Source organism: Streptomyces sp. NPDC015346, assembly GCF_043078785.1.
Taxonomy (GTDB): domain Bacteria; phylum Actinomycetota; class Actinomycetes; order Streptomycetales; family Streptomycetaceae; genus Streptomyces.
This window is the reverse complement of sequence record NZ_JBIBTW010000001.1, coordinates 454071-478708: the sequence shown is the minus strand read 5'-3', so window position 1 is coordinate 478708 and position 24638 is coordinate 454071. Positions and strand designations below refer to the sequence as shown.

Sequence of the window (24638 nt, the reverse complement as noted above, 5' to 3'; positions counted from 1 at the left end):
GTCAGAGTAGACCGGGGAGGGGGATTTGGGCAGGGAGAGTGCGAAGCATCCCGGCCCGTCCGGTCGCTCGTCAGGCCCCCGTCCGGCGTCGCGGGGCGGCGCCGAACGGGGGAACCGGCGGCTATCGGATGTGGCCGTCGCCGGTGACGATGTACTTCGTCGAGGTCAGCTCCGGCAGGCCCATCGGCCCGCGGGCGTGCAGCTTCTGCGTCGAGATGCCGATCTCGGCGCCGAAGCCGAACTGACCGCCGTCGGTGAACCGGGTGGACGCGTTGACGGCGACCGTCGTGGAGTCGACCAGCTGGGTGAAGCGGCGGGCGGCGGCCTGCGAGGTGGTGACGATCGCCTCGGTGTGGCCGGAGGACCAGAGCCGGATGTGGGAGACGGCCGCGTCGAGCGAGTCGACGACGGCGGCGGCGATGTCGTAGGAGAGGTACTCGGTCTCCCAGTCCTCCGTGGTCGCGGGGACGACGGTGGCCTTGGAGCCCTCGGCGTGGGCGAGGACCCGCTCGTCGGCGTGGACCGTGACACCGGCGTCGGCGAGGGCGGCCAGGGCGCGGGGCAGGAAGACGTCCGCGATGTCCTGGTGGACCAGCAGGGTCTCGGCGGCGTTGCAGACGCTGGGCCGCTGGGCCTTGGAGTTGATCAGGACGTCGACGGCCATGTCGAGGTCGGCCTGGGCGTCCACGTAGACGTGGCAGTTGCCGGTGCCGGTCTCGATGACGGGGACGGTCGACTCCTCGACGACGGTACGGATCAGGGAGGCGCCGCCCCGCGGGATGAGGACGTCCACCAGGCCACGGGCGCGCATCAGCTCCCGTACCGAGTCGCGGGACTCGCCGGGGACCAGCTGGATCGCGTCGGCGGGCAGGCCGGCCCCGCCGACGGCGTCGCGCAGGACCTTCACCAGGGCGGTGTTGGAGGCGTACGCGGAGGACGAGCCGCGCAGCAGGACGGCGTTGCCGGACTTCAGGCAGAGGGCGGCCGCGTCGACGGTGACGTTGGGGCGGGCCTCGTAGATGATGCCGACGACGCCGAGCGGGACGCGGACCTGGCGCAGGTCGATGCCGTTGGGCAGGGTCGAGCCGCGGACCACCTCGCCGACCGGGTCGGGCAGCGCGGCCACGTCACGGACGTCGGCGGCGATGGCCCGCACGCGCTCCGGGGTGAGGGTCAGCCGGTCGACGATGGACTCGCTGGTCCCGGCCTCGCGGGCCCGGGCGACGTCCTCGGCGTTGGCCTCGACGATCTCGGCGGTCCGGACCTCGAGCGCGTCCGCGATCGCCAGCAGGGCGTCGTCCTTCGCCGCGCGCGGAAGTGGCGCGATTTCGGCGGCGGCGGAGCGGGCCCGGTAGGCGGCCTGCGCGACCGGGGAGAGGTTGTCGAGCGGCGTGAGCGAGGTCATGTCCGCAGGGTACTGGCACCACTGCGGACATCCCTCACGTATCCCCTGCGCATCCCGCACTCCGAGACATCTCGCGCCCCGCCGTCCCACAGTGCGAGACAGCCGCGCGCTCGCGCCGGGCGGGGGCAGCTCCCCGGGAACCCGCCCCAGCGCCCGGCTCAGTAGGGGTGGACCCCCACCGGGGCGGCCGGCGGAGGGCCGTACCCCTCGGCGATGCGCTGGTGGTAGGTCTCGCGGTCGATGACCTCCAGGCCGACGATCTCCCACGGGGGCAGCCTGGCACTCTGCCGGTGCTCGCCCCACAGCCGCAGCGCGACGGCCGCGGCGTCGTGCAGGTCACGGGCCTCTTCCCAGTAGCGGATCTCCGCGTGATCATTGGCGTAGCGACTGGTCAGCAGGAAGGGATGGTCGTGGGCCAGCTGCTCGAGCCCTCGCCTGACCTCCTTCAACGGGGCCTCGGCCCCCGAGACGCTCAGGGTGATGTGCCAGAGCTTGGACACCACCCGCTCCTCGCCACGTGCCTCACGTGTCTCGGTGTCCTGTCCCTCGTCGAAGTCGGCTCCGGCCTCGACACTGGTCAGGGCGCGTTCGGCAGTCCCGCGGGGCAGTGCCCCTGGGCGCGCTCGTCTCACCGGCGGCCTCCTGTTTGATGCGTGTGGTGCTGTACCCCGCCTTGTCTTGCCCCCGAGACAAAGTTGACCAGTCCGAGGCGGCACGTGGGGCGGTTTTGGGGAAGGTCTCTACCGGATGGCCGGACTTTCGGCCGTTTCCTCGCCGGATCACCACGGAATCCCAAGCGGGCGAGGCCCTCAGGGCCGACCGACCGCGATCCCGACCGCGATCCCGACCGCGACCGCGACCGCGACCGCGCTCAGGGACCGACGACGACCAGATCGTCCCGGTGGACGACCTCCCGCTCGTACTCAGGGCCGAGCTCCTTGGCCAGCTCGGGTGTGGAGCGGCCGAGCATCCGGGGGATCTCCTTGGCGTCGAAGTTGACCAGACCGCGGGCGACGGCCCGGCCCTCCGTGTCGCGCAGCTCGACCGGGTCGCCGGCCACGAACTCCCCCTCCACGGCGGCGATCCCGGCCGCGAGCAGCGACTTCTTCCCCTCCACGACGGCCCGTACGGCACCGTCGTCCAGGGTCAGGGAGCCCTGCGGGGTGGAGGCGTGGGCGAGCCAGAGCAGCCGGTCGGCGGAGCGGCGGCCGGTGCGGTGGAAGTACGTACCGGTGTCGCGGCCGGCCAGGGCGTCGGCGGCGCGGCTGGCGGAGGTCAGGACCACGGGGATGCCGGCGGCCGCGGCGATGCGGGCGGCCTCGACCTTGGTGACCATGCCGCCGGTGCCCACGCCCGCCTTGCCGGCCGATCCGATCTCGACGTGCGCGATGTCCTCGGGACCGGTGACCTCGGCGATCCGCGAGGTGCCCGGCTTGGACGGGTCCCCGTCGTAGAGCCCGTCGACGTCCGAGAGCAGGACCAGCAGATCGGCGCGGACGAGATGGGCCACGAGAGCGGCGAGCCGGTCGTTGTCGCCGAAGCGGATCTCGTCCGTGGCAACGGTGTCGTTCTCGTTGACGACCGGCAGGGCGCCCATGGCGAGCAGCTGGTCGAGGGTCCGGTAGGCGTTGCGGTAGTGGGCCCGGCGGCTGGTGTCATCGGTGGTCAGCAGCACCTGCCCGACGCGGACGCCGTACCGCGCGAAGGAGGCGGTGTAGCGGGCGACGAGGAGCCCCTGGCCGACGCTGGCGGCGGCCTGCTGCCGGGCCAGGTCCTTGGGCCGGCGGGTGAGGCCGAGCGGGGCGAGTCCGGCGGCGATGGCGCCGGAGGAGACCAGGACGATCTCCTTCTCGCCACCGCTGCGGACCTTGGCGAGGACGTCGACGAGGGCGTCGACCCGGTCGGCGTCCAGGCCGCCGGACGCGGTGGTCAGGGAGGAGGAGCCGACTTTGACGACGATCCTGCGCGCTTCGGTCACGTACTGCCTTGCCTCGGTCACCTGCGTCGTCCCCACTCGCCTCTGCCCACTGTCCGGCTACCCCCGCACACCTTCCGAGGATTACTCGACCTCGCAATCTACGCGAGCCGCCACCGCCGTCGCTTGATCATTCCGTTCCGTGGACGACGTCCCCGCCGCGCCGGAGGTCAGGATCCGCTGCGCGAGCAGATAGGTGAACGGGATGGCCACGACGGCCGCGACCAGGGGCGCGACCCGGTCGTCCATCCCGGCCCAGGTCACCAGGGCGTACAGGCCGACGCTCTGCACCAGATAGTTGGTGACGTTGGTGAGCGGGAAGAGGGCGAACTTCTTCCAGGTCGGCCGTGTGCGGTAGGTGAAGTAGGTGTTCAGGAAGAACGAGCCGACCATGCTCAGCAGGAAGGCGAGGGAGTACGCCGCGAAGTACGGCATCCAGGGGTGCAGCAGCAGGTAACAGCCGAAGAAGGTCCCGGTGTTGACGCCACCCACCACCACGAAGCGCCCGATCCGCCCGATCCTCCCCGCACGCGTCGGACCGCCCGCACGCTCCGCACCGCCCGTCATCGGACCGCCCCGTCGACCCGCGCGACCGTCGTGAGCAGAAACACAGCGGGCCCGTACGGACACGGCCGTACGCCGCCGCACCCCTCCCAACACCCCGTGTCCCCTCCGTGGTCCGCTTCCATCGCACCCCGCCTCTCTCTCGCCGTCTCTCGCCGTTATGCGCGCATATAGAGTGATGCGCCCTATGTGCGGGCGCTTCGGTCCGCGTCGGAGCCGGACAGGTCGCCCTCTAAAATCGTCGGATCCGATCGAGGGAAGTCAGCTCTACGGGCCCGGACGCCTCCCGGACCATCAGTCCATCGAGAAGTGAACGCGAGGTACCTTTGAGGCAGCCTGCAGCAAGACAAGTGGATCGAGGTGCCGTGCCTGACGTCTCAGTGATCGTCATCGCCTACAACGACGCAGAGCGTCTCCCGACGGCCGTGCGATCGGTGTTGGACCAGACACTGCAGAGCGTCGAAGTCGTGATCGTCGACGACTGCAGCAAGGACCGCACCTTCGAGGTGGCCCAGGAACTGGCGGCCGCGCACCCCGGACAGGTCCGTGCGTACCAACTGCCCGAGAACAGTGGTGCGGGCGGTGAACCCCGCAACGTCGGCATCGGCCACGCGCGGGGCCGTTACGTCATGTTCCTCGACAGTGACGACGTGCTGGAGCTCAACGCCTGCCGGAACATGGTGTCGGCGGCCGAGGAGACCGGGGCCGACATGGTCTCGGGTCTCTGTGTGCGCCTCTTCAAGGACAGCCGCAACGAGAAGCGCAACGAGTGGTACAACTGGCTCTACTCGACGACGCGCACGCTCGACTCGGTCACCGAGCTGCCCGACCTCTTCGTGTGGGACACGCTCTCCACGAACAAGTGCTACCGCCGCGACTTCCTCGTCGACAACAACCTCCGCTTCCCGAAGGGGATGTTCTACGAGGACCTGATGTTCATCGCCGAGGCCTACCTCGCCGCGAAGAAGATCACGCTCATCCCGAACCAGGTCTACTTCTGGCACGTCTACGAGCAGGCCAAGGTCAAGTCGGTCACCAACAGCCGGCACGAGATGCGCAACTACGAGCACCGGCTGGAGATCCACCGCCGGATCGACGCGCTCCTCGACCAGCACGGCCTGGAGGAGCTCCGGCGCGCCAAGGACGTCAAGTTCCTCAAGCACGACCTGGTCCTCCATCTGCGTGACCTTCCGTTCCGCGACGAGGCCTACCGCCGGGAGTTCGCCGAGCTGTCCCGCCCGTACCTCCAGGGTCTCGACCGCGAGGCGTACGCGCAGGTCCCCGCGATCCAGGCGATCTGCGCCTACCTGCTGGAGAAGAGCGACTGGGACAACCTGCTCCCGGCCGTGGACACCCTGATCCACCGCGACAAGGTCTCCTCGCCGCTCGCCGAGCGCGACGGCCGCGTCTTCTGGTGCGCCGAGCACCTCGACGACGAGTTCGGCCGCAGCGTGCTCGACGTCACGGACCTCGGCTACCACGAGAAGCCGATCAACAAGCTGTTCCTGCGCAACGAACTCACCGAGTACGCGGAGTCGGACGGGACGGCGCGCCTCGCCGGGCGGATCACCAACCCGCTGGGCATCATCGAGCCGGGTGCCACCCTCAAGGCGGAGCTGGAGTTCCGGGCCCGCCGCCGCAGCCTGCAGACCTTCGTCTTCCCCGTCACGACGCTGCGCCACGAAGGCGACAGCCTCCACTGGGAGACCGATGCCGACATCAGCTCGCGGCTTCGCCCGCTGGGCATCATCGACTCGATCTGGGACGTCCGGCTCAACCTCCAGGTGAACGGCGTGCGCACGCACACCCGCCTCACCGTCGGCGAGAGCGAGATCGGCAGCGGCGCGCTCCCGGTCAAGCCGCGGCTGACCCGGCTCGTCGCCGACCACGTGGAGCCGCATCCGACGGCCAAGGGACACCTCGCCTTCCGCCTCGTCTCCAAGAGGAGCGACAGCGAGCGGATCGAGGAGTTCATCCAGCGCAACGTCCAGGGACGCCCCGGACGGATCGCCAAGTCCGGCTACCGCAAGGCGAAGGCGCTGCGCCAGACCCTGACCTCCGCCGAGACGAAGCTGCGGCTGTACCACGAGGTGTACAGCCGGCTGCCTGTCAAGAAGCGGACGGTCGTCTTCGAGAGCCAGCTGGGCAAGCAGTACAGCGACAGCCCTCGCGCGATCTACGAGGAGATGCGCAGGCAGGGCCTGGACTTCGAGGCGGTCTGGTCGTACGCCGGAAGCCCGGCCGACTTCCCCAAGGACGCGCAGCTGGTGCGCCGTTGGTCTCTGCCGTACCTCAAGGCCCTGGCCCGCGCCGAGTTCTGGGTGGACAACCAGAGCTATCCGCTGCGGCTGGTCAAGCGGCCCGAGACGACGTACATCCAGACCTGGCACGGCTCCGCGCTGAAGAAGATGGGCTTCGACCAGCCCAGCCTCAAGGCGAAGACGCGCCAGGAGCAGGCGGAACAGCAGAAGCACCTCGACCGTTTCGACCACTTCCTGGTGCGTTCGGAGCACGACGTGCGGACCCTGGCGAAGGCCTTCCGGCTCCAGGACCGGACGCTGCTCCGCACCGGCTACCCCCGTAACGACGTCCTGGTCCAGGCCAGGCAGCGTGAGGAGGAGCGGGGCGGCGCGCGTGAGCGCGGACCGCTCGCCGAGCAGCTGGGCATCCCGGCCGACAAGACCGTGCTGCTGTACGCGCCGACGTTCCGCGCGTCGTCGGGCAAGGCCCGCCAGTTCGCGCTGCCCTTCGACGTGGAGCGCTTCGCCGAGGAGTTCGGCGACCAGTACGTCCTGCTGGTGCGCGCGCACTACTTCAATCACGTGGTGCTGCCGCCCACCGTGAAGGGCAAGGTCATCGACGTCTCGGCGCAGCACGACGTGATGCCGCTGATGGAGCTCGCCGACGCGCTGATCACGGACTACTCCTCCGTGATGTTCGACTACGCGCTCCTCGACCGGCCGATGCTGTTCTTCACGTACGACTACGAGGCCTACGTCCACGAGGACCGCGGCACGTACTTCGACCTGCTCGAGCACGCCCCGGGGCCGGTGTTCCGCACGGAGGACGAGTTCCGCGACGCCCTGCGGAACCTCGACGCGGAGGGCCGGGAGTACGCCGACGCCCGTAAGCGCTTCGTCGCCGAGTTCGGCGAGTACGACCAGGGGAACGCCGCGCGGACCATCGTCGATCAGTTCTTCTCCCGATGGAGCCGTTGATGACCAAGTCGATGAAGTCGGTGAACACGTCAGTGACCGAGCAGCAGGACACCGGTCCCCGGGACATCTTCCTGGTCTCCAACAGCGTCGACGAGCTCGGTGGCATCACCAGTTGGTCGCACCAGATGGCCCGGCTCTTCAGCGACCGCGGGCACGCGGTTCACGTGGTGGGCATCGTCCCCGCCGCCGAAGGCCGCCGTGCCGACCTCGGTGACGACCTGCCGTACAAGACCACCACGCTGTACGACACCCACCCGCCGTCCTTGAAGCCCCTGCGGGGCATCAAGGGCAAGCTCGACATCGTCGAGCGGCGGCGCAGGGCCGCGCGTGAGGCGGGGATGCGCGAGCAGGCCGCGAAGCTGACCGCGCTCTTCCGCACCGCCCGGCCCGGGTCCGTCCTCATCGTGACCCAGGTCTGGGCCATGGAGTGGGTCGCGCTGGCCGACACGGCGGGGCTGCGCGTGATCGGCATGAGCCACGAGTCCTTCGAGACCTGCCGCAAGTCGTCCCGCTTCCAGCGGGTCAAGCGGTTCTACAAGGACGTCGACCGGATGCTGGTCCTGACCCGTGAGGACGCGGACCTCTGGATCCGGCAGCGCGTCGACAACGTCGGCGCCATGCCCAACCCGCTCCCGTTCTTCCCTGAGGAGCCGTCGACGCGCTCCGCCAAGTGCGTCGTCAGCATCGGGCGGCTGCACGAGGAGAAGGGTGTCGATCTGCTCCTCGACGCCTGGGCCGAGGTCGCCGCGCGCCACCCCGAGTGGATCCTGCGCGTCTACGGCTCCGGTGAGGAGGAGGAGGCGCTCAAGAAGCAGTGCGCCCAGCTGGGGCTCACCTCGTCGGTGGAGTGGATGGGCCGTACCAGCGACGTGCCCGGCGCGCTGCGGGAGAGCTCGCTGTTCGCCCTGTCGTCGCGAGGCGAGGGCTTCCCGCTCGCGCTGATGGAGGCCATGGCCACAGGCGTGCCCTGTGTGGCCTTCGATGTCGCTCCCGGTGTCCGCGAGATCATCACGGACGGCGAGAACGGGCTCATCGTGCCTCCCGGGAACACGGGCGAGTTCGCCAACAAGCTCGACCGGCTGATGTCGGACAAGGAGCTGCGCGACAGCATGGGTACGCGGGCCCGTGCCGACATCCAGCGCTACTCGACGGACGAGATCGTGGCCCGCTGGGAGAACCTGTTCACGCTGCTCGACCGGTAGGCGGACGGATGCGCGCGTAACGGAACGCGCGCAGAGCGGAAAAGCGGAAAAGGGAGGGCCGGCCGAGATCATCGGCCGGCCCTCCCTCGTGTCCGGGGGACCCGTCAGGCGGTCACCGCGCGGCGGGCGACCCAGCCGTCCCAGGCCGAGCTGATCATGGCGCGGACGTCGTGGCGGGCCTGCCAGCCCAGCTCCGACTCGATACGGTCCGCGGCGGCGACGACCCGGGCCGGGTCCCCGGGGCGGCGTGGGGTGACCACCGGTGCGACGTCGTGGCCGGTGACCTCGTTGATCAGGTCGATCATCTCGCGGACGGAGACGCCCTCGCCGCGGCCGATGTTGACCGTCAGATCGCGGGGCTCACCGGCGGCCGCCCACTGCGCGAGCTTGCGCGCCGCGACGAGGTGCGCGTCGGCGAGGTCCTCGACGTGGATGTAGTCGCGCACGCACGTCCCGTCGGGGGTGGCGTAGTCGTCGCCGAAGATGCGCGGCGACTCGCCGGCGTCCAGCCGCTCGAAGACCATCGGGACCAGGTTGAACACGCCCGTGTCGGCCAGCTCGGGGGTCGCGGCGCCGGCCACGTTGAAGTAGCGCAGGCAGGCCGTGGAGATGCCGTGGGCCTTGCCCGCGGCGCGGACCAGCCACTCGCCGGTCAGCTTGGTCTCACCGTAGGGGCTCATCGGGACGCACGGGGTCTCCTCGGTGACGAGGTCGACGTCCGGCATGCCGTAGACGGCCGCGGAGGAGGAGAAGAGGAAGTTGCGCACGCCGGCGGCGGCCACCGCCTCCAGCAGGACGGTCAGGCCCTGCACGTTCTCGCGGTAGTAGCGCAGGGGCTGCTCGACGGACTCACCGACCTGCTTCTTCGCGGCCAGGTGGACCACACCCGTCACGCCGTGCTCGGCGATGGTCCGGTCGAGCAGTTCGCGGTCGAGGGTGGAACCGACCACCAGGGGCACGCCGTCCGGCACCCGCTCCGCGTATCCCGTGGACAGGTCGTCGAGTACGACGGCCCGCTCGCCGGCCTGCGTCATGGCGCGGACCACATGAGAGCCGATGTATCCGGCACCACCGGTGATCAGAAAAGTCATAGCGCCCCTTATCCCTTTCGCTGAGAACCGCGGGAGATCCGACGGAACCTGGCTCCGACCGTCCGGAGCCCGTCACGAGCCCCCGGAGCGAGCCGTACCGCGAGTGAACCGTTCGCGGTGGTGTACTGCTGCATCAGCAGTACACCGTACCGGCCGCTGAGCACGACCGAGCGCCGCTGCCCGCCGCCGACCGGACGGGGGGCGGTCGCGAGGGGCTCGCCTTCGGCACACTCCACGCGGACCCGCAGGTCCCAGGTCTGCAGGCCACGGCGCCCCCGCCTGCGGCCCAGGCGGGCCAGTGCGGTCAGCCCCACGGGGAGGCGGGCGGTCCAGGCCCCGTTCTCCTCGCGGAGCTCGGCGACCCGGCTCACGGCGGGCGTGTCGTCGCCACGGGGAAGGAACTGGACCTCCACCGAGCGGGGGCCGGCGGGGCCGAGGCGTCCGTACAGCTCGTGCAGGGTGAGCCGCAGTTCGCCGGTGATTCCGGGGCGCAGCTCGGCGTCCACGACCACCGGCAGTTCGGCGGGCGGGAGTGTCTCCATGCCGTCCAGCTCGATGTCCGGCTGCTCCGCGGACCAGACGGGGACGCCCCCGGCCCGTGCGTACGGAGGGAGGAGGCGCGCCGGTTCGCTCGCGAGCGCGGCCAGCCGGTCCAGGTCGCGCGGTTCCTCCGTGGCGAGGAGGAAGCGGGCCATCCAGCGCGCCGAGGGGGTGGCGGCGGCGATCTCGCTCTCTTCGAAGCCGGAGAGGTGGTCGCGTGTGAGCTCCCACCACGCCTTCCGGTACGCGGCGGAGCGCAGCCGCACCTCGCGGGCGTACAGCCGCAGGTCGTGTTCGAGGAACTTGGTGCGGCAGGCGGCCGCCAGTTCCGGACGACCGGCCTCGTCGAAGGCGGCGACGGCCTTCTGGTGGGCGGCGATGCGGGCCTGCCAGTTGTCGACCCCGTCACGGTCGAGGGAGATCGACAGCCGGTCGGCGGCGCGGCGCACATGCCAGACGTACACGGTGTCGGGGATCACGGCGATGCGCGGCGAGGCGGCCAGCACGCGCGCGGTGAAGAGGAAGTCCTCGTAGACGAAGCGTCCGTCCGGGAAGCGGATGCCATGCTCGGCCAGGAAGGAGCGGTCGTAGATCTTGTTCACGCAGAGCGTGTCGTGCACGAGTGCGGCGCGGTCGGACGCGGTGTCGACGACGGCCGGCTCGCGGTAGAGCCGGGGCTGCCAGCGCACGTCGCGGCCCTCGGGCAGCTCGCGCCGGACGCACACGCCGACGGCGACGGGCGTGCGATGGGTCTCGGCCGCCGTGACCAGGGCGCGCGCTGCGCCCTCGGGGAGGACGTCGTCGCTGTCGAGGAACATCACGTACGGAGCGGTGGCGGCCTGGATGCCGTCGTTGCGCGGGGTGCCGCAGCCGCCGCTGTTCTCGGTGCGGTGGACGATCCGCAGCCGGGGGTGCTGTCGGGCCAGCTCGTCCAGGACCCGCGCGGTGCCGTCGCCGGAGGCGTCGTTCACCGCGATCACCTCCGCGACCACGGGGCCCTGGTCCAGTGCGGACCTGATCGCGTCACCGACCAACACCTCGTCGTTGTAGGCGATCACGACGACGCAGAGCTTTCCCTCGACGGAGGGCTCTCCCTCGACGGAGGGCTTTCCCTCGACGGAGGGAGCGGCCTGCGGGCGGGGCTGCGGAAGGGCGGTACTCACATCCAGATCCTAAGGGAGCGGCCGACCGCGCCGGTCGGCCGCTGGGGTCGGCCGCGGGAGTCACGGCACCGGGGGGCCGCGTCACGTCGCGGACGGCTGTGCCGGACCGTCGTACGGCGGTCCGGCACAGTCTCCCGTCGGCTAGAACGGGTTGAAGTCGTCGAACTCGCGCTGGGCGTCGTCCCGCTCCGCGTCCTTGTCCCGGCGGCGCTGCGCCGCGGGACGCGGGGCTTCGAGGCGGTGGTCCTCGCCTCGGCGGCCGAGCATCTCGGCGCCGGCCATCATCGTGGGCTCCCAGTCGAAGACGACCGCGTTCTCCTCGGAGCCGATCGCGACGCCGTCGCCCGCGCGGGCGCCCGCCTTCATCAGCGCGTCCTCGACACCGAGACGGTTGAGGCGGTCGGCCAGGTAGCCGACGGCCTCGTCGTTGTTGAAGTCGGTCTGGCGAACCCAACGCTCCGGCTTCTCGCCGCGCACGCGGTACAGGTCCTCGGACTCCTCGTAGGTGACCGTGAAGCCGGCGTCGTCGACCGCCTTCGGGCGGATGACGATCCGCGTCGCCTCCTCCTTCGGCTTGGCCGCGCGCGCCTTCGACACGATCTCGGCGAGGGCGAAGGAGAGCTCCTTCAGACCCGTACGGGCCACGGCCGACGCTTCGAAGACCTGGTAGCCGCGGGCCTCCAGGTCCGGGCGGATCATGTCCGCGAGGTCCTGGCCGTCCGGGATGTCGATCTTGTTGAGGACGACGATGCGGGGGCGGTCGTCGAGGCCGCCGTACTGCTTCAGCTCCTCCTCGATCACGTCGAGGTCGGAGATCGGGTCACGGTCGGACTCCAGGGTCGCCGTGTCGAGGACGTGCACGAGGACCGTGCAGCGCTCGACGTGGCGCAGGAACTCCAGGCCCAGACCGCGGCCCTGGCTCGCGCCCGGGATGAGGCCCGGCACGTCGGCGATCGTGTAGACGGTCGAGCCGGCGGTGACGACGCCCAGGTTCGGGACGAGCGTGGTGAACGGATAGTCCGCGATCTTCGGCTTGGCGGCCGACAGGACGGAGATGAGCGAGGACTTGCCGGCGCTCGGGTAGCCGACGAGCGCCACGTCGGCGACGGTCTTCAGCTCCAGGACGATGTCGCCCGTGTCGCCGGGCTCGCCGAGGAGGGCGAAGCCGGGCGCCTTGCGGCGCGCCGAGGCCAGGGCCGCGTTGCCGAGGCCGCCGCGGCCGCCCTGGGCGGCGACGTACGTGGTGCCCTCGCCGACGAGGTCCGCGAGGACGTTGCCCTGCTTGTCGAGGACGACGGTGCCGTCGGGCACGGTCAGGACGAGGTCCTGGCCGTCCTTGCCGGAGCGGTTGCCGCCCTCGCCGGGCTTGCCGTTGGTCGCCTTGCGGTGGGGCGAGTGGTGGTATTCGAGGAGCGTGGTGACCGACTGGTCGACGACCAGGATCACATCGCCGCCACGGCCGCCGTTGCCACCGTCCGGGCCGCCGAGCGGCTTGAACTTCTCCCGGTGAACGGAGGCGCAGCCGTGGCCTCCGTTACCCGCGGCGACGTGCAGCTCGACGCGGTCCACGAAGGTGGTCATGGGTGTGCCTCCAGAGAGTTACTTCGTACGGAATGTCTATCTAGTAACACGCGAAAGGCGGACCCGCTTCCCACTACGGGAAGTGAGGTCCGCCTCCGCGAAAAGAACCGATCAGGCGACCGGAACGATGTTCACGACCTTGCGGCCACGGTGGGTGCCGAACTGCACCGCACCGGCGTTCAGGGCGAACAGCGTGTCGTCGCCGCCACGGCCGACGCCCGCGCCCGGGTGGAAGTGGGTGCCACGCTGGCGGACCAGGATCTCACCGGCGTTGACGACCTGACCGCCGAAGCGCTTCACGCCGAGCCGCTGAGCATTGGAGTCGCGACCGTTCCGAGTGGACGATGCGCCCTTCTTGTGTGCCATCTCTCCTCAGTCCCTTACTTCGCAGCCGTGGGGATGCCGGTGACCTTGATCGCCGTGTACTGCTGGCGGTGGCCCTGGCGACGGCGGTAGCCGGTCTTGTTCTTGTAGCGAAGGATGTCGATCTTCGCGCCCTTGTGGTGGTCCACGACCTCGGCCGTGACCTTGATACCGGCCAGGACCCACGGGTCGCTGGTCACGGCGTCGCCGTCGACAACGAGCAGGGTCGAGAGCTCGACCGTGTCGCCAACCTTGGCAGTGGAAATCTTGTCAACCTCAACGATGTCGCCGACAGCAACCTTGTGCTGGCGACCACCGCTGCGCACGATGGCGTACACGCGGATCTCTCTCTCACTCGGGAACGGACCCCTGATGCCAGCCGCTCACACGGGCCGGGGCCCGCGATGATCCGGAAATGGACGAGCGGCCTCTCCCGGGGACCGGGAGGAGGGTGCTCAGGGGAGCGGCGCGCCATACGACACGCCGACGGTCAAGGTTACGGGCCGGTGCCTCAAGGGGTCAAATTCGGTGACTTCGACCCCGCGAGGCCGGGTGGGACGCCCTCCGAGGAGGACGTCCCACCGCGGTCCGCGTCAGTCCTGCGCGGGGGCGGCCGTCTTCTTGGCGGCGGCCTTCTTCGTGGTCGTCTTCTTCGCCGCGGTCTTCTTCACGGCCGCCGTCTTCTTGGTGGCGGCCTTCTTCGCGGTGGCCTTCTTGGCGGTCTTGCGGGCCGCCTTCTTGGCCGGGGCGGCGGCCTCGGTCTCGACGCCGGCCTCGGCGCCCGTCTCGGCACCGGCCTCCGCCTCCGGGGCGGGGGGCTCGGCGGCGACCGGGGTGTCGACCACCACGACGGCGGCCTCCTCGGCGCCGGCCGGGGATCCGGCGGGAGCGGTGACCTTACGGACCACACGGCGACGGGCCTTCGGCGGGGCGGCCACGGGGGCCTCCTCGACGACCGGCGTCTCCACGACGGGCTCCGGCTCGACGACCGGCTCCGGCGCCAGGGCCGGGACGGCCTCGACGACCGGCTCCGGCGTGGGCGCCGGGGCCGGCGAACCGGCGGGCGCGGTCGCCTTACGGGTGGCACGGCGGCGGGCACGAGGCGCCGGGGCGGCCTCGGGGGCCTCCTCGACGACCGGCGTCTCCACGACGGGCTCCGGCTCGACGACCGGCTCGGGCGCGGCCTCCACGACCGGCTCGGGCTCGACGACCGGCGGACCGGCCGGCGCGGACACCTTGCGGGTGGCACGGCGGCGGCCACGACCGCGCGTGGCGGCGGCCTCGGCCTCGGCGGCGCTGCTGTACAGCTCCTCGTCCGGGCGGAAGGGCTCCTCCACGGCGATCGGGGCGGCGACCTCCGCGGCCAGCTCGGCCTCGGTCTCGGTCTCGAGGGCCTCGGCCTCGGTCTCCACCGCCTCGACGTGCTCGTGCTCGTGCTCCGCACCGCCGCGGCCGCGCTTCTTCGCGCGCTTGCCGCCACCGCCGCCACCGGGGGCGGTCGGCTGCTCCATGTGCACGATCACGCCACGCCCGTTGCAGTGGACGCAGGTCTCGGAGAAGGACTCCAAGAGGCCCTGGCCGACCCGCTTACGGGTCATCTGGACCAGGCCCAGCGAGGTGACCTCGGCCACCTGGTGCTTGGTCCGGTCACGGCCCAGGCACTCCAGGAGGCGGCGCAGCACCAGGTCGCGGTTGGACTCCAGGACCATGTCGATGAAGTCGATGACGACGATGCCGCCCAGGTCGCGCAGGCGCAGCTGGCGCACGATCTCCTCGGCCGCTTCGAGGTTGTTCCTCGTCACGGTCTCCTCGAGGTTGCCGCCCTGGCCGGTGAACTTGCCGGTGTTGACGTCGACGACGATCATCGCCTCGGTCTTGTCGATCACCAGCGAGCCACCGCTCGGCAGCCAGACCTTGCGGTCCAGCGCCTTCATGAGCTGCTCGTCGATGCGGTACGTCGCGAAGACGTCGACCTCGCTCGTCCACTTGGACAGGCGGTCGGTCAGGTCCGGGGCGACGTGGTTCACATACCCGTGGATGGTCTCCCACGCGTCGTCGCCGCTGACGATGACCTTGGTGAAGTCCTCGTTGAAGATGTCGCGGACGACCCGGACGGTCATGTCCGGCTCACCGTAGAGAAGGGCGGGCGCGTTGGAGCCGCCGCCGTTCTTCGCCTTCTTCTGGATCTCCTCCCACTGCGCCTGCAGACGCTCGACGTCACGGCGCAGCTCGTCCTCGCTCGCGCCCTCGGCGGCGGTGCGCACGATGACGCCCGCGTCCTCGGGGACGATCTTCTTGAGGATGGTCTTCAGGCGCGCGCGCTCGGTGTCCGGGAGCTTGCGGCTGATGCCGGTCATCGAGCCCTCGGGGACGTACACGAGGTAGCGGCCCGGCAGGGAGACCTGGCTGGTGAGGCGCGCGCCCTTGTGGCCGATCGGGTCCTTCGTCACCTGGACGAGGACCGACTGGCCCGACTTGAGCGCGGTCTCGATGCGGCGCGGCCCGTTGGCCATGCCGAGCGCCTCGAAGTTGACCTCACCGGCGTACAGGACGGCGTTGCGGCCCTTGCCGATGTCGACGAAGGCGGCCTCCATGGACGGCAGGACGTTCTGGACCTTGCCCAGGTAGACGTTGCCGACGTACGAGGTGGCCTGCTCCTTGTTGACGTAGTGCTCGACGAGCACGTTGTCCTCGAGGACGCCGATCTGGGTGCGCTCGCCGTTCTGGCGGACGACCATCACGCGCTCGACGGCCTCGCGGCGGGCCAGGAACTCGGCCTCGGTGATGATCGGGACGCGGCGGCGGCCCTGCTCGCGGCCCTCGCGGCGCCGCTGCTTCTTGGCCTCCAGGCGGGTCGAGCCCTTGATGGACTGGACCTCGTCCGCGCCCGTGCCGGGCTCGGCCTTCTCGCGGGCCGGGCGGGGCTCGCGGACCTTGACGACCGTACGGACGCCGTCGTCCTCGCCGCCCTCGGCCTCGGCGCCGTTGTCACCGCTGCGGCGGCGACGACGGCGACGGCGTCGCGAGCTGCTGGTGCCGGCGGCGGACGGGGTGCCGCCCTCGTACTCGTCGGACTCCTCGGCCTCTTCCTCGGCCTCCTCGTCCTCGGCGCGGGTCTCCTCCGCCTCCTCGGACTCCTCGGCCTCGTCCGCCTCGGCGAGCTCACCGCGGCGACGGCGACGGCCACCGCGGCGGCGACGGCGGGACGGACGGTCCTCGTACTCGTCGGTCTCCTCGGCTTCGGCCTCGGGCTCCTCGGCCTCCACCTCGGGCTCGTCGGCCACGGTGGTGGGCAGCGGCTCGACGACGACCGTCTCGGCGGCCGCGGGCTCGGCGTGCTCGACCGGCTCGCCACGACGGCGACGACGGCGACGACCCGCGGGCTCGGGACGCTCGACGGCCGGGGCGGCCTCGGCGACCGGCTCGGCGGTCTCGACCGTCTCTTCCTCGTCGAGCTCAGCGGCCTCGGCGGCAGCGGCGGCGGCCGCGGTCTCCGGGGTCTGGAACATCGGCTCGGTGAAGACCGGGGCCTGGAAGACGGCGACGGCGGGACGCGCGGCTCGGCGGCCGCGGGGCGTCTCCTCGGCCTTCGGGGCGACGACCGGCTCGGAGGTGAACTGCGGCGAGGCGGCGCGGCGGCGGGTACGGCCACGGGTGGCGGCCTTCTCCGCGGCGGCGACCTCGGGCTCCGCCTGTTCGGTGGTCATCTGGGCGACCGTCTCCTGCGGCAGGCTCTCGCCGGCCTCGACGGCCTCGCCGGCCGACGGGGCGACGGGCTCCGGAGAGGTGGCCTTACGGGTGGCACGGCGACGGGTGCGAGCGGGCGCCGGCTCCTCGGCCGGAACCTCGACGGCCGGGGCGGCCTCGACGGGCGCCTCCTCGGCGGGCGTCTCCTCGGCGGCCGGGACCTCGGCAACCGGCTCCGGGGCGGTGGCCTTGCGCGTGGCACGGCGACGGGTGCGAGCGGGCGCCGGCTCCTCGGCCGGAACCTCGACGGCGGGGGCCGCCTCGGCGGCGGGGGCCTCGGCGGTCTCGGCGACCGGTTCCGGGGTGGTGGCCTTACGGGTGGCACGGCGACGCGTACGGGCGGGCGCCGGCTCCTCGACGGCCGGGGCGGCCTCGACGGGCGCCGCCTCGGCGGGCGTCTCCTCGGCGGCGGGGGCCTCGACGGCCTCGGCGACCGGCTCCGGGGTGGTGGCCTTACGGGTGGCACGGCGGCGGGTGCGGGGCGCCGGAGCGGCCTCCGCCTCGACGACCGGAGGGGCCTCGGCCACCGGCGTCTCCACGACGACCTCGGCCGCGGCCTCGGTGGTGCCCGCCGTCACCGGCGGACCGGCCGGCCGGGACGCCGCGCGGCGCCTGCGGCGCGGCGGCAGCTTGTCACCGGGTGCGGTGCTGTTCTCGGTGTTTTCTTCGTGCTGTTCGAGCATGCGGGCGGTTCTCCCGTCACGCCCCCGGGCGCCGCGCCTTGTTCCGGTCCGGCGGCACGATCGCGCGAGATGCGCGGTGCCGCCGTCCGGGGCGCGGGCGCCGCACGGGAGCTGATGTCTGGCTCGCCGGTTCCGTATGCGTGGTGCGTACGGCCTGGCGAAAGTCTCCTGGTCAGTGCGCTGCCCGACCCAGGTGGCTCCCGAGTACCAGGGCTGCGCTACGACGACCGCTCCCTACGCGGTATCGGTACCCGGCGCCGTCGCTGAGGCGGTCGCGGCGGCCGTGGGTGAAGCGGCCGTGACTGCCTCGCGGTCGGGCGCGAGCGGGTCGGTCACCGTGCCGGACTCCTCGTCGAAGAGCCCCTGCGCCAGCCTGGTCACCGCTGCGGGGACCGGCGGCGCCAGGTCGGCCACAGCTCGGAGACCGGACAGGACGTCGTCGGGTCGCACGGCAGGTGTCACGTGCCGAACAACCAGCCGCAGTATCGCACAGGCATTGTCCAGCGGCCTATCAACCTGGGGATGGCCCGGGGGGTCGGCCTGTGGACGCTCGGCGACGAGGCCGGCGACGGCGGAGCGGGCGTCGAAGGTGCGGATGCCGTTCTTGGTCTTGCGTTGTACTTCCACGGTGTCGGCCGCGAGGAAGGCCTCGACGGCCTTCTCCGCGTCCTCGAGGGTGACGCCGTCGAGCCGCAGCTCCCACACGGAGGCGGTGAGCCGGTCGGCGAGTCCGGAGGTCCGGGCCTCGACGGCGTCGATGATGTCGAGGCCGGCGGGGAGCGACTCGTCGAGCAGCACCCGCAGGGTCTCCGGGTCCCGCGCCTCGGTGAGGGCGATCTCCAGGAACTCGGCCTCGGAGCCCGTACCCGTCGGGGCGGCGTTGGCGTACGACACCTTGGGGTGCGGGGTGAAGCCGGCCGAGTACGCCATGGGCACCTCGGCGCGGCGCAGCGCACGCTCGAACGCGCGCTGGAAGTCACGATGGCTGGTGAACCGGAGGCGGCCGCGCTTGGTGTAGCGCAGTCGGATGCGCTGCACCGCCGGTGCGGGCGGCGGGCCTTCGGGCTGTCGCTTGCCCAGTGGTTCTTCTCCTCGGTGCGGAGCGGACGCGGTCGCGCGCCGCCCTCGAAATACGGGTGGCCCCTGGGGGTCCCGACCGGCTCACCCCCGCTTTCGCAGGGAGATCTCGGGTGCGGGCGCCGCGCCGGAGGCGCTTGTTGTACTACCCAGAGTACGCGTAGAGGCCACCACCGGTTCCCCAGGCTCGGTCGGGCGGGCTCCGCCGACCAGCGCGTGCCACGCGTCCCGCCGGGCCTGGCGCACGGTCGCGCGGGCCGAGGCGAGCGCGGCGCGTGCGACACGCCCGGCCTGGAGGGCCGCCCCGCGGGCCGGGGCCCAGAGGGTGTCCCGGACCCAGTGCCCGACCGGCAGGGCGACCCGCCTGTAGAACCAGGCCGCCGGGCGCCCCAGCAGGTTCCGGACGAGCCACTTGAGGGCGCGGCCGACGGCGCGGGAGATGTGGCCGGCGATCCGCCAGCAGACCTGGAGGGCGTCGACGAGCTCATGCCCGGCCGGCGCGAGGATCCGGTGCCAGAGCCAGGTGAGCGGGACCACGAGGCCGTAGCGGACGAGCGGCACGAGCAGGTACCGCCAGAGCGCGACCCACGGCCACACGAGGAGGGCCTTGGCCAGCCACCCGAGTGCGCGGCCGAGCCCGGTGAAGAGCCAGGTCAGCGCGTGTCCGAGCGGGGTGAGGACCCGGGTGTACAGCCAGTCGGCGGGCAGGACGAAGCCGTACCGGGCGACGGGCAGGAGCAGGTACCGCCACAGTCCGGTGAGGAGCACGCCGAGGCCGTGGCCCGTGCGCGTGAGGATCCACGCGAGGCCCTGGCCCAACGGGGTGAGCACCGTCCGGTACAGCCACGCCGCCGGGATCGCGATGCCGTACCGGAGCAGCGGCGCCACCACGTACCGCCACAGGGCCACCCACGGCCAGACGAACAGGGCCTTGGCCAGCCAGGTGAGCGGGACGGCCACCGCGTACCGGAACAGCCAGGCCAGCGCGCGGCCGAGGGGGCGGAGCACCGCCCGGTCGACGGCCCGCGCGCAGACGACGAGGACGTCCCAGACCATCCGGACGGGTACGACGATCACCAGCACCACGATCCGGACGGGGATCCTGACGAACGCCGTGAGGCAGCCCTCGGGCTCGGGGCGGGGCTGCGGCTTCTCCATGCTCATGCCCGAAATGACGCGACGGCCCGGCGGAGGGTTTCCCCTCGCGCCGGGCCGTCGTCGAAGTGTGACGTGATCGGACCCGAACGGCCTAGCCTGAACGGCCTATCCGCACGCCCTACTTCACGACCGTCAGCGGAAGCAGCTTCTTGCCCGTGGGGCCGACCTGGATCTCGGTCTGCATCGCGGGGCACACACCGCAGTCGAAGCACGGCGTCCAGCGGCAGTCCTCGACCTCGGTCTCGTCGAGCGCGTCCTGCCAGTCCTCCCAGAGCCAGTCCTTGTCGAGACCGGAGTCCAGGTGGTCCCAGGGCAGGACCTCCTCATAGGTGCGCTCGCGCGTCGTGTACCAGTCGACGTCGACTCCCATGTCCGGGAGGGTCTTCTCGGCGCACGCCATCCAGCGGTCGTACGAGAAGTACTCGCGCCAGCCGTCGAAGCGGCCGCCGTCCTCGTACACCGCGCGGATGACCGCGCCGACGCGCCGGTCGCCGCGCGAGAGGAGGCCCTCGACGATGCCGGGCTTGCCGTCGTGGTAGCGGAAGCCGATGGAGCGGCCGTACTTCTTGTCGCCGCGGATCTTGTCCCGGAGCTTCTCCAGGCGGGCGTCGGTCTCCTCGGCGGAGAGCTGCGGGGCCCACTGGAAGGGGGTGTGCGGCTTGGGCACGAAGCCGCCGATCGACACCGTGCAGCGGATGTCGTTCTGGCCGGAGACCTTGCGGCCCTCGGCGATGACCTTGACCGCCATGTCGCCGATCTGGAGGACGTCCTCGTCCGTCTCGGTCGGCAGGCCGCACATGAAGTACAGCTTCACCTGGCGCCAGCCGTTGCCGTACGCCGTGGAGACGGTCCGGATCAGGTCCTCCTCCGAGACCATCTTGTTGATGACCTTGCGCATGCGCTCGGAGCCGCCCTCGGGGGCGAAGGTGAGACCTGAGCGACGGCCGTTCCTCGTCAGCTCGTTGGCGAGGTCCACGTTGAAGGCGTCGACGCGGGTCGAGGGGAGGGACAGACCGATCTTGTCCTCCTCGTACCGGTCGGCGAGCCCCTTCGCGATGTCACCGATCTCGGTGTGGTCGGCGGAGGACAGCGAGAGGAGGCCGACCTCCTCGAAGCCGGTCGCCTTGAGACCCTTCTCGACCATCTCGCCGATGCCGGTGATGCTTCGCTCCCGCACGGGGCGCGTGATCATGCCGGCCTGGCAGAAACGGCAGCCGCGGGTGCAGCCGCGGAAGATCTCGACGGACATCCGCTCGTGGACGGTCTCGGCGAGCGGGACCAGCGGCTGCTTGGGGTAGGGCCACTCGTCGAGGTCCATGACGGTGTGCTTGGACACGCGCCACGGCACGCCGGAGCGGTTCGGTACGACACGGGCGATCCGGCCGTCGGGCAGGTACTCGACGTCGTAGAAGCCGGGGATGTAGACCGAGCCGGTCTTCGCCAGCCGGAGGAGGACCTCCTCGCGGCCGCCCGGGCGGCCCTCGGCCTTCCAGGTCCGGATGATCTCGGTCATGTCGAGGACGGCCTGCTCGCCGTCGCCGATGATCGCCGCGTCGATGAAGTCCGCGATCGGCTCGGGGTTGAAGGCGGCGTGGCCGCCGGCGAGCACGATCGGGTGGTCGACGGTCCGGTCCTTCGACTCCAGCGGGATGCCCGCCAGGTCGAGGGCGGTGAGCATGTTGGTGTAGCCCAGCTCGGTGGAGAAGCTGAGCCCGAAGACGTCGAAGGCGCCGACGGGGCGGTGGCTGTCCACGGTGAACTGCGGGACGCCGTGCTCGCGCATCAGCTCTTCGAGGTCAGGCCAGACGCTGTACGTGCGCTCGGCGAGGACGCCCTCGCGCTCGTTCAGCACCTCGTAGAGGATCATGACTCCCTGGTTGGGCAGCCCGACCTCGTACGCGTCCGGGTACATGAGTGCCCAGCGGACGTCGGCGGACTCCCACGGCTTGACCGTGGAGTTCAGCTCTCCGCCGACATACTGGATCGGCTTCTGCACGTGCGGGAGCAGAGCTTCGAGCTGCGGGAAGACAGACTCGGCAGCAGACATCTCGAACCTTCGTGAGCTGGCAGGGGGCGACTCTCAAGCGTACCCCGGTGCTCAGCGGGCCAGTGCCGCCCGTGGTTTCGGGGCCGAGGCCCGCTTCCAGGCGTCCGGGAACGCCCGCTCCCCGGCCGCTCCGGCCGCTTCCTCCCGGCCGTGGAGGAGGCCCCAGGTGAACGCCGTCTCCCCCGCCGCGTGCGCCTGGATCGCGAGGGTCCGCAGGGCCTCGCGGGCGACGACGCTGTCCTGGTGGTCGCCGAGGACGCTCTGGAGGGCCTTCATCCTCCTGGCGAAGCGCTTGGCGGGCTTGCCGAGGGTGGGGGTGGCGGCGTCGGCGGCGTAGCGGGCCCGCTTGGCGGCCTTGCGGGCCTGGTGCATGGCGAGGTCGCGGTCGTGTCCCGCGGGCAGGGCGAGGGCCCGCTCGACGCGGGCGGCGAGGCGGTCGTAGTCCTTGAGCACGGCCCGGGCGAGGACGGGTGCGGGGGCCTTGCGGGCGTCCTTGCGCAGGGGCGGGTCGGCGAGGAGCGCGTCGAGGGTCTTCAGCAGCATGAGATAGCGGTCGGAGTCCAGGGCGGCGAGCGCGGTGCGCCGGGCGTCGACGCCCCGGGAGACGTCCCAGATCCGCAGCCGGGCGTGGACGGGGCCGAGGAGGAGGGTCGGGGGCAGCTCGTCGAGGCGGCCGCGCAGGCGGGCGAGGAGGACCTCCTGGTCGCGGGCGACGCCCAGTTCGCCGGCGAGCCACTTGAGCTCCTCGCCGACGGGGTCGGTGACCTTCCGGTCGAGGACCTTGCGGTACGTCTTGAAGGCGCTGCGGAGCCTGCGCGTGGCGACGCGCATCTTGTGGACCGAGTCGGGCAGGTCGCGCCGGACGGCGGGGTCGAACGCGACGATCGCGTCGATCTGCTCGCGTACGTACGCGAGGACGCGGGCGCCCGCCGTGTCGTCGTCCTCGGCGGCCTGCTCCGGCCGAGCGGGAGCGGCCTCCTTCGGTGTCGTCTCCGCCACCGCCCGGGCCAGCTTGGAGGGCGAGGACGAGGGGCGGATCCCCGCCTTCCTCAGGCGCTTCTCGACGGTGTCGAGGAGCGCGGGGTCGGCGCCGTCCGCCAGTTCGACCTCGATCTCCTTCCAGGAGGCCGTGGCGCCGCCTCCCTCCCCCAGGCGCTCGGCGTGGACCGTGTCCACCGACAGCTCGGCGAGCAGGGTGCCGTCGCCGTCGACGAGGTGGCGGACGTCCCGGGCGGAGCGGAGCCGGACGACGGGGACGACCGGCTCGTCGTGGACCCGGGAACGCAGGAGCCCCGCCAGGGAACGCGGGAGCGTGTCCGAGAGCGGGGCCCTGATCTCGTCGCGGATCCCGGTGGCGACGGGGAACTTGAGGTGCCAGCCGGCGTCCTCGCCTCCGGTGCGGCGGCGCAGCGTGAGCGAGTCGGCGGCCAGCCGGAGGCCGGGCGTGTCGTAGTAGACGGCGTCGAGTTCGGCGACGCCCCGGTCCAGGACCTCACAGACCCCGCGGACCCGGGTGAGGTCCGGGAGCTCCGTCTCGTCGCCGGCTTCGTACTTCCGCTCGATCTCGCGCTTCGTCTCCGCCATCATTCGAATCTAGTTGCCCCCGGGGGGCCGGTCCATGCCGTCACGCCGTCATCGGCCGCTGCGCCCTGATGGACTGGAGGAGTCCGATCGCCACCCATACGGCGAACATCGAGGAGCCTCCGTAGGAGACGAACGGCAGGGGAAGGCCCGCGACCGGCATGATCCCGAGCGCCATGCCGATGTTCTCGAAGGACTGGAAGGCGAACCAGGCGATGATGCCGGCCGCGACGATCGTGCCGTACAGCTCCGTCGTCTCGCGGGCGATCCGGCAGGCTCGCCACAGGATCACGCCGAGCAGCACGATGATCAGTCCGCCGCCGAGGAAGCCGAGCTCCTCGCCCGCGACGCTGAAGATGAAGTCGGTCTGCTGTTCGGGCACGAACTGGCCGCTGGTCTGGTGGCCGTTGAAGAGTCCCGCGCCGTACAGGCCGCCGGATCCGATGGCGATGCGCGCCTGGTTGGTGTTGTAGCCGACGCCGGCCGGGTCGAGTTCGGGGTTGGCGAAGGCGGCGAAGCGGTTGATCTGGTACTCGTCGAGGACGCCGAGCGCGGCGACGAGGACGGCGCCGGTGATCCCGGCGCCGATGAGGCCGAGGACCCAGCGGTTGGAGGCGCCGGAGGCGAGGAGCACGCCGAGCACGATCACCGCCATGACCATCACCGAGCCGAGGTCCGGCATCAGCATGACGATGCCCATCGGGAGCGCGGCGAGGAGGAGCGCCTTGGCGACGGTGCCGTGGTCGGGATGGATCTGGTCACCGGCGTCGACCCGGGCGGCCAGCAGCACCGCCATGATCAGGATGATCGTGATCTTGACGAACTCGCTGGGCTGGAGCGAGAAGCCGCCGCCGAGCTGGATCCACGCGTGGGCGCCGTTGATGGTGGCGCCGAGCGGAGTGAGGACGGCGAGGATCAGCAGGATCGAGATGCCGTACAGGACCGGCACGGCGCCGCGCAGGGTGCGGTGGCCGAGCCAGACCGTGCCGATCATCAGGACGACGCCGATGCCGGTGTTGAGGGAGTGCCGGAACAGGAAGGCGTACGGGTCGCCGCCGTTGAGCTCCGTGCGGTTGCGGGTCGCGGACCACACGAGGAGCGACCCGAGGAAGGACAGGGCGAGCGCGGAGAGCAGGATCGGCCAGTCGAGCCGGCGCAGCACCGAGTCGCGGGCGGTGAGCTTGGCGAGCGGCCCGCGCTCGGGGGCGTACCGGGAGACGGAGAAGCCGTGCGGTGCGGTCAT

Annotated in this window: 17 protein-coding genes; 2 read left to right on the top strand and 15 right to left on the bottom strand. The window is 71.5% G+C overall.

Features of this window, described 5'->3' with window-relative positions; genetic code table 11:
- Window positions 1-121 precede the first annotated feature (121 nt).
- From ACF06X_RS02110 to ACF06X_RS02095, 4 genes are all read right to left on the bottom strand, one after another.
- Window positions 122-1405, bottom strand: a complete 1284-nt coding sequence (locus ACF06X_RS02110) for a glutamate-5-semialdehyde dehydrogenase (RefSeq protein ID WP_392285244.1) — start codon at window positions 1403-1405, stop codon at window positions 122-124.
- Between the two features lie 158 nt (window positions 1406-1563).
- A complete protein-coding gene (locus ACF06X_RS02105; RefSeq protein ID WP_392285243.1) occupies window positions 1564-2037 on the bottom strand; it encodes a hypothetical protein in 474 nt (157 codons plus the stop codon).
- A gap of 239 nt (window positions 2038-2276) precedes the next feature.
- Complete coding sequence (gene proB / locus ACF06X_RS02100) at window positions 2277-3404, bottom strand: glutamate 5-kinase (RefSeq protein ID WP_392285242.1); 1128 nt, start codon at window positions 3402-3404, stop codon at window positions 2277-2279.
- A gap of 60 nt (window positions 3405-3464) precedes the next feature.
- Window positions 3465-3947, bottom strand: coding sequence for a GtrA family protein (locus ACF06X_RS02095; protein ID WP_392285241.1), 483 nt, complete (start codon window positions 3945-3947; stop codon window positions 3465-3467).
- Window positions 3948-4309: 362 nt separating this feature from the next.
- On the opposite strand from ACF06X_RS02095, the gene ACF06X_RS02090 reads away from it, so the two are divergent.
- Window positions 4310-7162 carry a CDP-glycerol glycerophosphotransferase family protein gene (locus tag ACF06X_RS02090; RefSeq protein WP_392285240.1) on the top strand — a complete coding sequence of 951 codons (2853 nt, stop codon included), beginning with the start codon at window positions 4310-4312 and terminating at the stop codon, window positions 7160-7162.
- Window positions 7162-8364, top strand: a complete 1203-nt coding sequence (locus ACF06X_RS02085) for a glycosyltransferase family 4 protein (RefSeq protein WP_392285239.1) — start codon at window positions 7162-7164, stop codon at window positions 8362-8364. Before ACF06X_RS02090 ends, ACF06X_RS02085 begins: the two co-directional genes overlap by 1 nt.
- Before the next feature lie 104 nt (window positions 8365-8468).
- Here ACF06X_RS02085 and galE read toward each other — a convergent pair whose 3' ends face one another.
- From galE to rodA, 11 genes are all read right to left on the bottom strand, one after another.
- Window positions 8469-9455, bottom strand: coding sequence for a UDP-glucose 4-epimerase GalE (gene galE, locus ACF06X_RS02080; protein WP_392285238.1), 987 nt, complete (start codon window positions 9453-9455; stop codon window positions 8469-8471).
- An 8-nt stretch (window positions 9456-9463) separates the two neighbouring features.
- The gene (locus ACF06X_RS02075; RefSeq protein WP_392285237.1) at window positions 9464-11158 is read right to left on the bottom strand and encodes a glycosyltransferase family 2 protein; all 1695 of its coding nucleotides are present in this window, start codon (window positions 11156-11158) and stop codon (window positions 9464-9466) included.
- A gap of 141 nt (window positions 11159-11299) precedes the next feature.
- Window positions 11300-12739, bottom strand: coding sequence for a GTPase ObgE (gene obgE / locus ACF06X_RS02070; RefSeq protein WP_392285236.1), 1440 nt, complete (start codon window positions 12737-12739; stop codon window positions 11300-11302).
- A gap of 111 nt (window positions 12740-12850) precedes the next feature.
- Window positions 12851-13105 carry a 50S ribosomal protein L27 gene (gene rpmA, locus ACF06X_RS02065; protein ID WP_030961848.1) on the bottom strand — a complete coding sequence of 85 codons (255 nt, stop codon included), beginning with the start codon at window positions 13103-13105 and terminating at the stop codon, window positions 12851-12853.
- A 14-nt stretch (window positions 13106-13119) separates the two neighbouring features.
- Entirely contained in the window at window positions 13120-13440 is a 321-nt protein-coding gene (gene rplU, locus ACF06X_RS02060) for a 50S ribosomal protein L21 (RefSeq protein WP_114036861.1), read from the bottom strand.
- A 255-nt stretch (window positions 13441-13695) separates the two neighbouring features.
- Window positions 13696-17532 carry a ribonuclease E/G gene (locus ACF06X_RS02055; protein WP_392285235.1) on the bottom strand — a complete coding sequence of 1279 codons (3837 nt, stop codon included), beginning with the start codon at window positions 17530-17532 and terminating at the stop codon, window positions 13696-13698.
- A 234-nt stretch (window positions 17533-17766) separates the two neighbouring features.
- Complete coding sequence (locus ACF06X_RS02050) at window positions 17767-18570, bottom strand: TIGR03936 family radical SAM-associated protein (RefSeq protein WP_392285234.1); 804 nt, start codon at window positions 18568-18570, stop codon at window positions 17767-17769.
- A 123-nt stretch (window positions 18571-18693) separates the two neighbouring features.
- Entirely contained in the window at window positions 18694-19767 is a 1074-nt protein-coding gene (locus ACF06X_RS02045) for a hypothetical protein (RefSeq protein WP_392285941.1), read from the bottom strand.
- A 118-nt stretch (window positions 19768-19885) separates the two neighbouring features.
- On the bottom strand, window positions 19886-21814 hold the full coding sequence (locus ACF06X_RS02040) for a TIGR03960 family B12-binding radical SAM protein (protein ID WP_392285233.1): 1929 nt from the start codon (window positions 21812-21814) through the stop codon (window positions 19886-19888).
- A gap of 51 nt (window positions 21815-21865) precedes the next feature.
- Window positions 21866-23398, bottom strand: a complete 1533-nt coding sequence (locus tag ACF06X_RS02035; protein ID WP_392285232.1) for a CHAD domain-containing protein — start codon at window positions 23396-23398, stop codon at window positions 21866-21868.
- A gap of 40 nt (window positions 23399-23438) precedes the next feature.
- Window positions 23439-24638, bottom strand: coding sequence for a rod shape-determining protein RodA (gene rodA, locus ACF06X_RS02030; protein ID WP_392285231.1), 1200 nt, complete (start codon window positions 24636-24638; stop codon window positions 23439-23441).

Excerpts from the sequence above, each read along its gene's own strand:
- rpmA (WP_030961848.1), bottom strand. The coding sequence starts at position 13,105 with ATGGCACACAAGAAGGGCGCATCGTCCACTCGGAACGGTCGCGACTCC.
- ACF06X_RS02110 (WP_392285244.1), bottom strand. The coding sequence starts at position 1,405 with ATGACCTCGCTCACGCCGCTCGACAACCTCTCCCCGGTCGCGCAGGCC.
- ACF06X_RS02095 (WP_392285241.1), bottom strand. The coding sequence starts at position 3,947 with ATGACGGGCGGTGCGGAGCGTGCGGGCGGTCCGACGCGTGCGGGGAGG.
- rodA (WP_392285231.1), bottom strand. The coding sequence starts at position 24,638 with ATGACCGCACCGCACGGCTTCTCCGTCTCCCGGTACGCCCCCGAGCGC.
- ACF06X_RS02035 (WP_392285232.1), bottom strand. The coding sequence starts at position 23,398 with ATGGCGGAGACGAAGCGCGAGATCGAGCGGAAGTACGAAGCCGGCGAC.
- ACF06X_RS02055 (WP_392285235.1), bottom strand. The coding sequence starts at position 17,532 with ATGCTCGAACAGCACGAAGAAAACACCGAGAACAGCACCGCACCCGGT.
- ACF06X_RS02040 (WP_392285233.1), bottom strand. The coding sequence starts at position 21,814 with ATGTCTGCTGCCGAGTCTGTCTTCCCGCAGCTCGAAGCTCTGCTCCCG.
- galE (WP_392285238.1), bottom strand. The coding sequence starts at position 9,455 with ATGACTTTTCTGATCACCGGTGGTGCCGGATACATCGGCTCTCATGTG.
- obgE (WP_392285236.1), bottom strand. The coding sequence starts at position 12,739 with ATGACCACCTTCGTGGACCGCGTCGAGCTGCACGTCGCCGCGGGTAAC.
- ACF06X_RS02045 (WP_392285941.1), bottom strand. The coding sequence starts at position 19,767 with ATGGAGAAGCCGCAGCCCCGCCCCGAGCCCGAGGGCTGCCTCACGGCG.
- ACF06X_RS02085 (WP_392285239.1), top strand. The coding sequence starts at position 7,162 with ATGACCAAGTCGATGAAGTCGGTGAACACGTCAGTGACCGAGCAGCAG.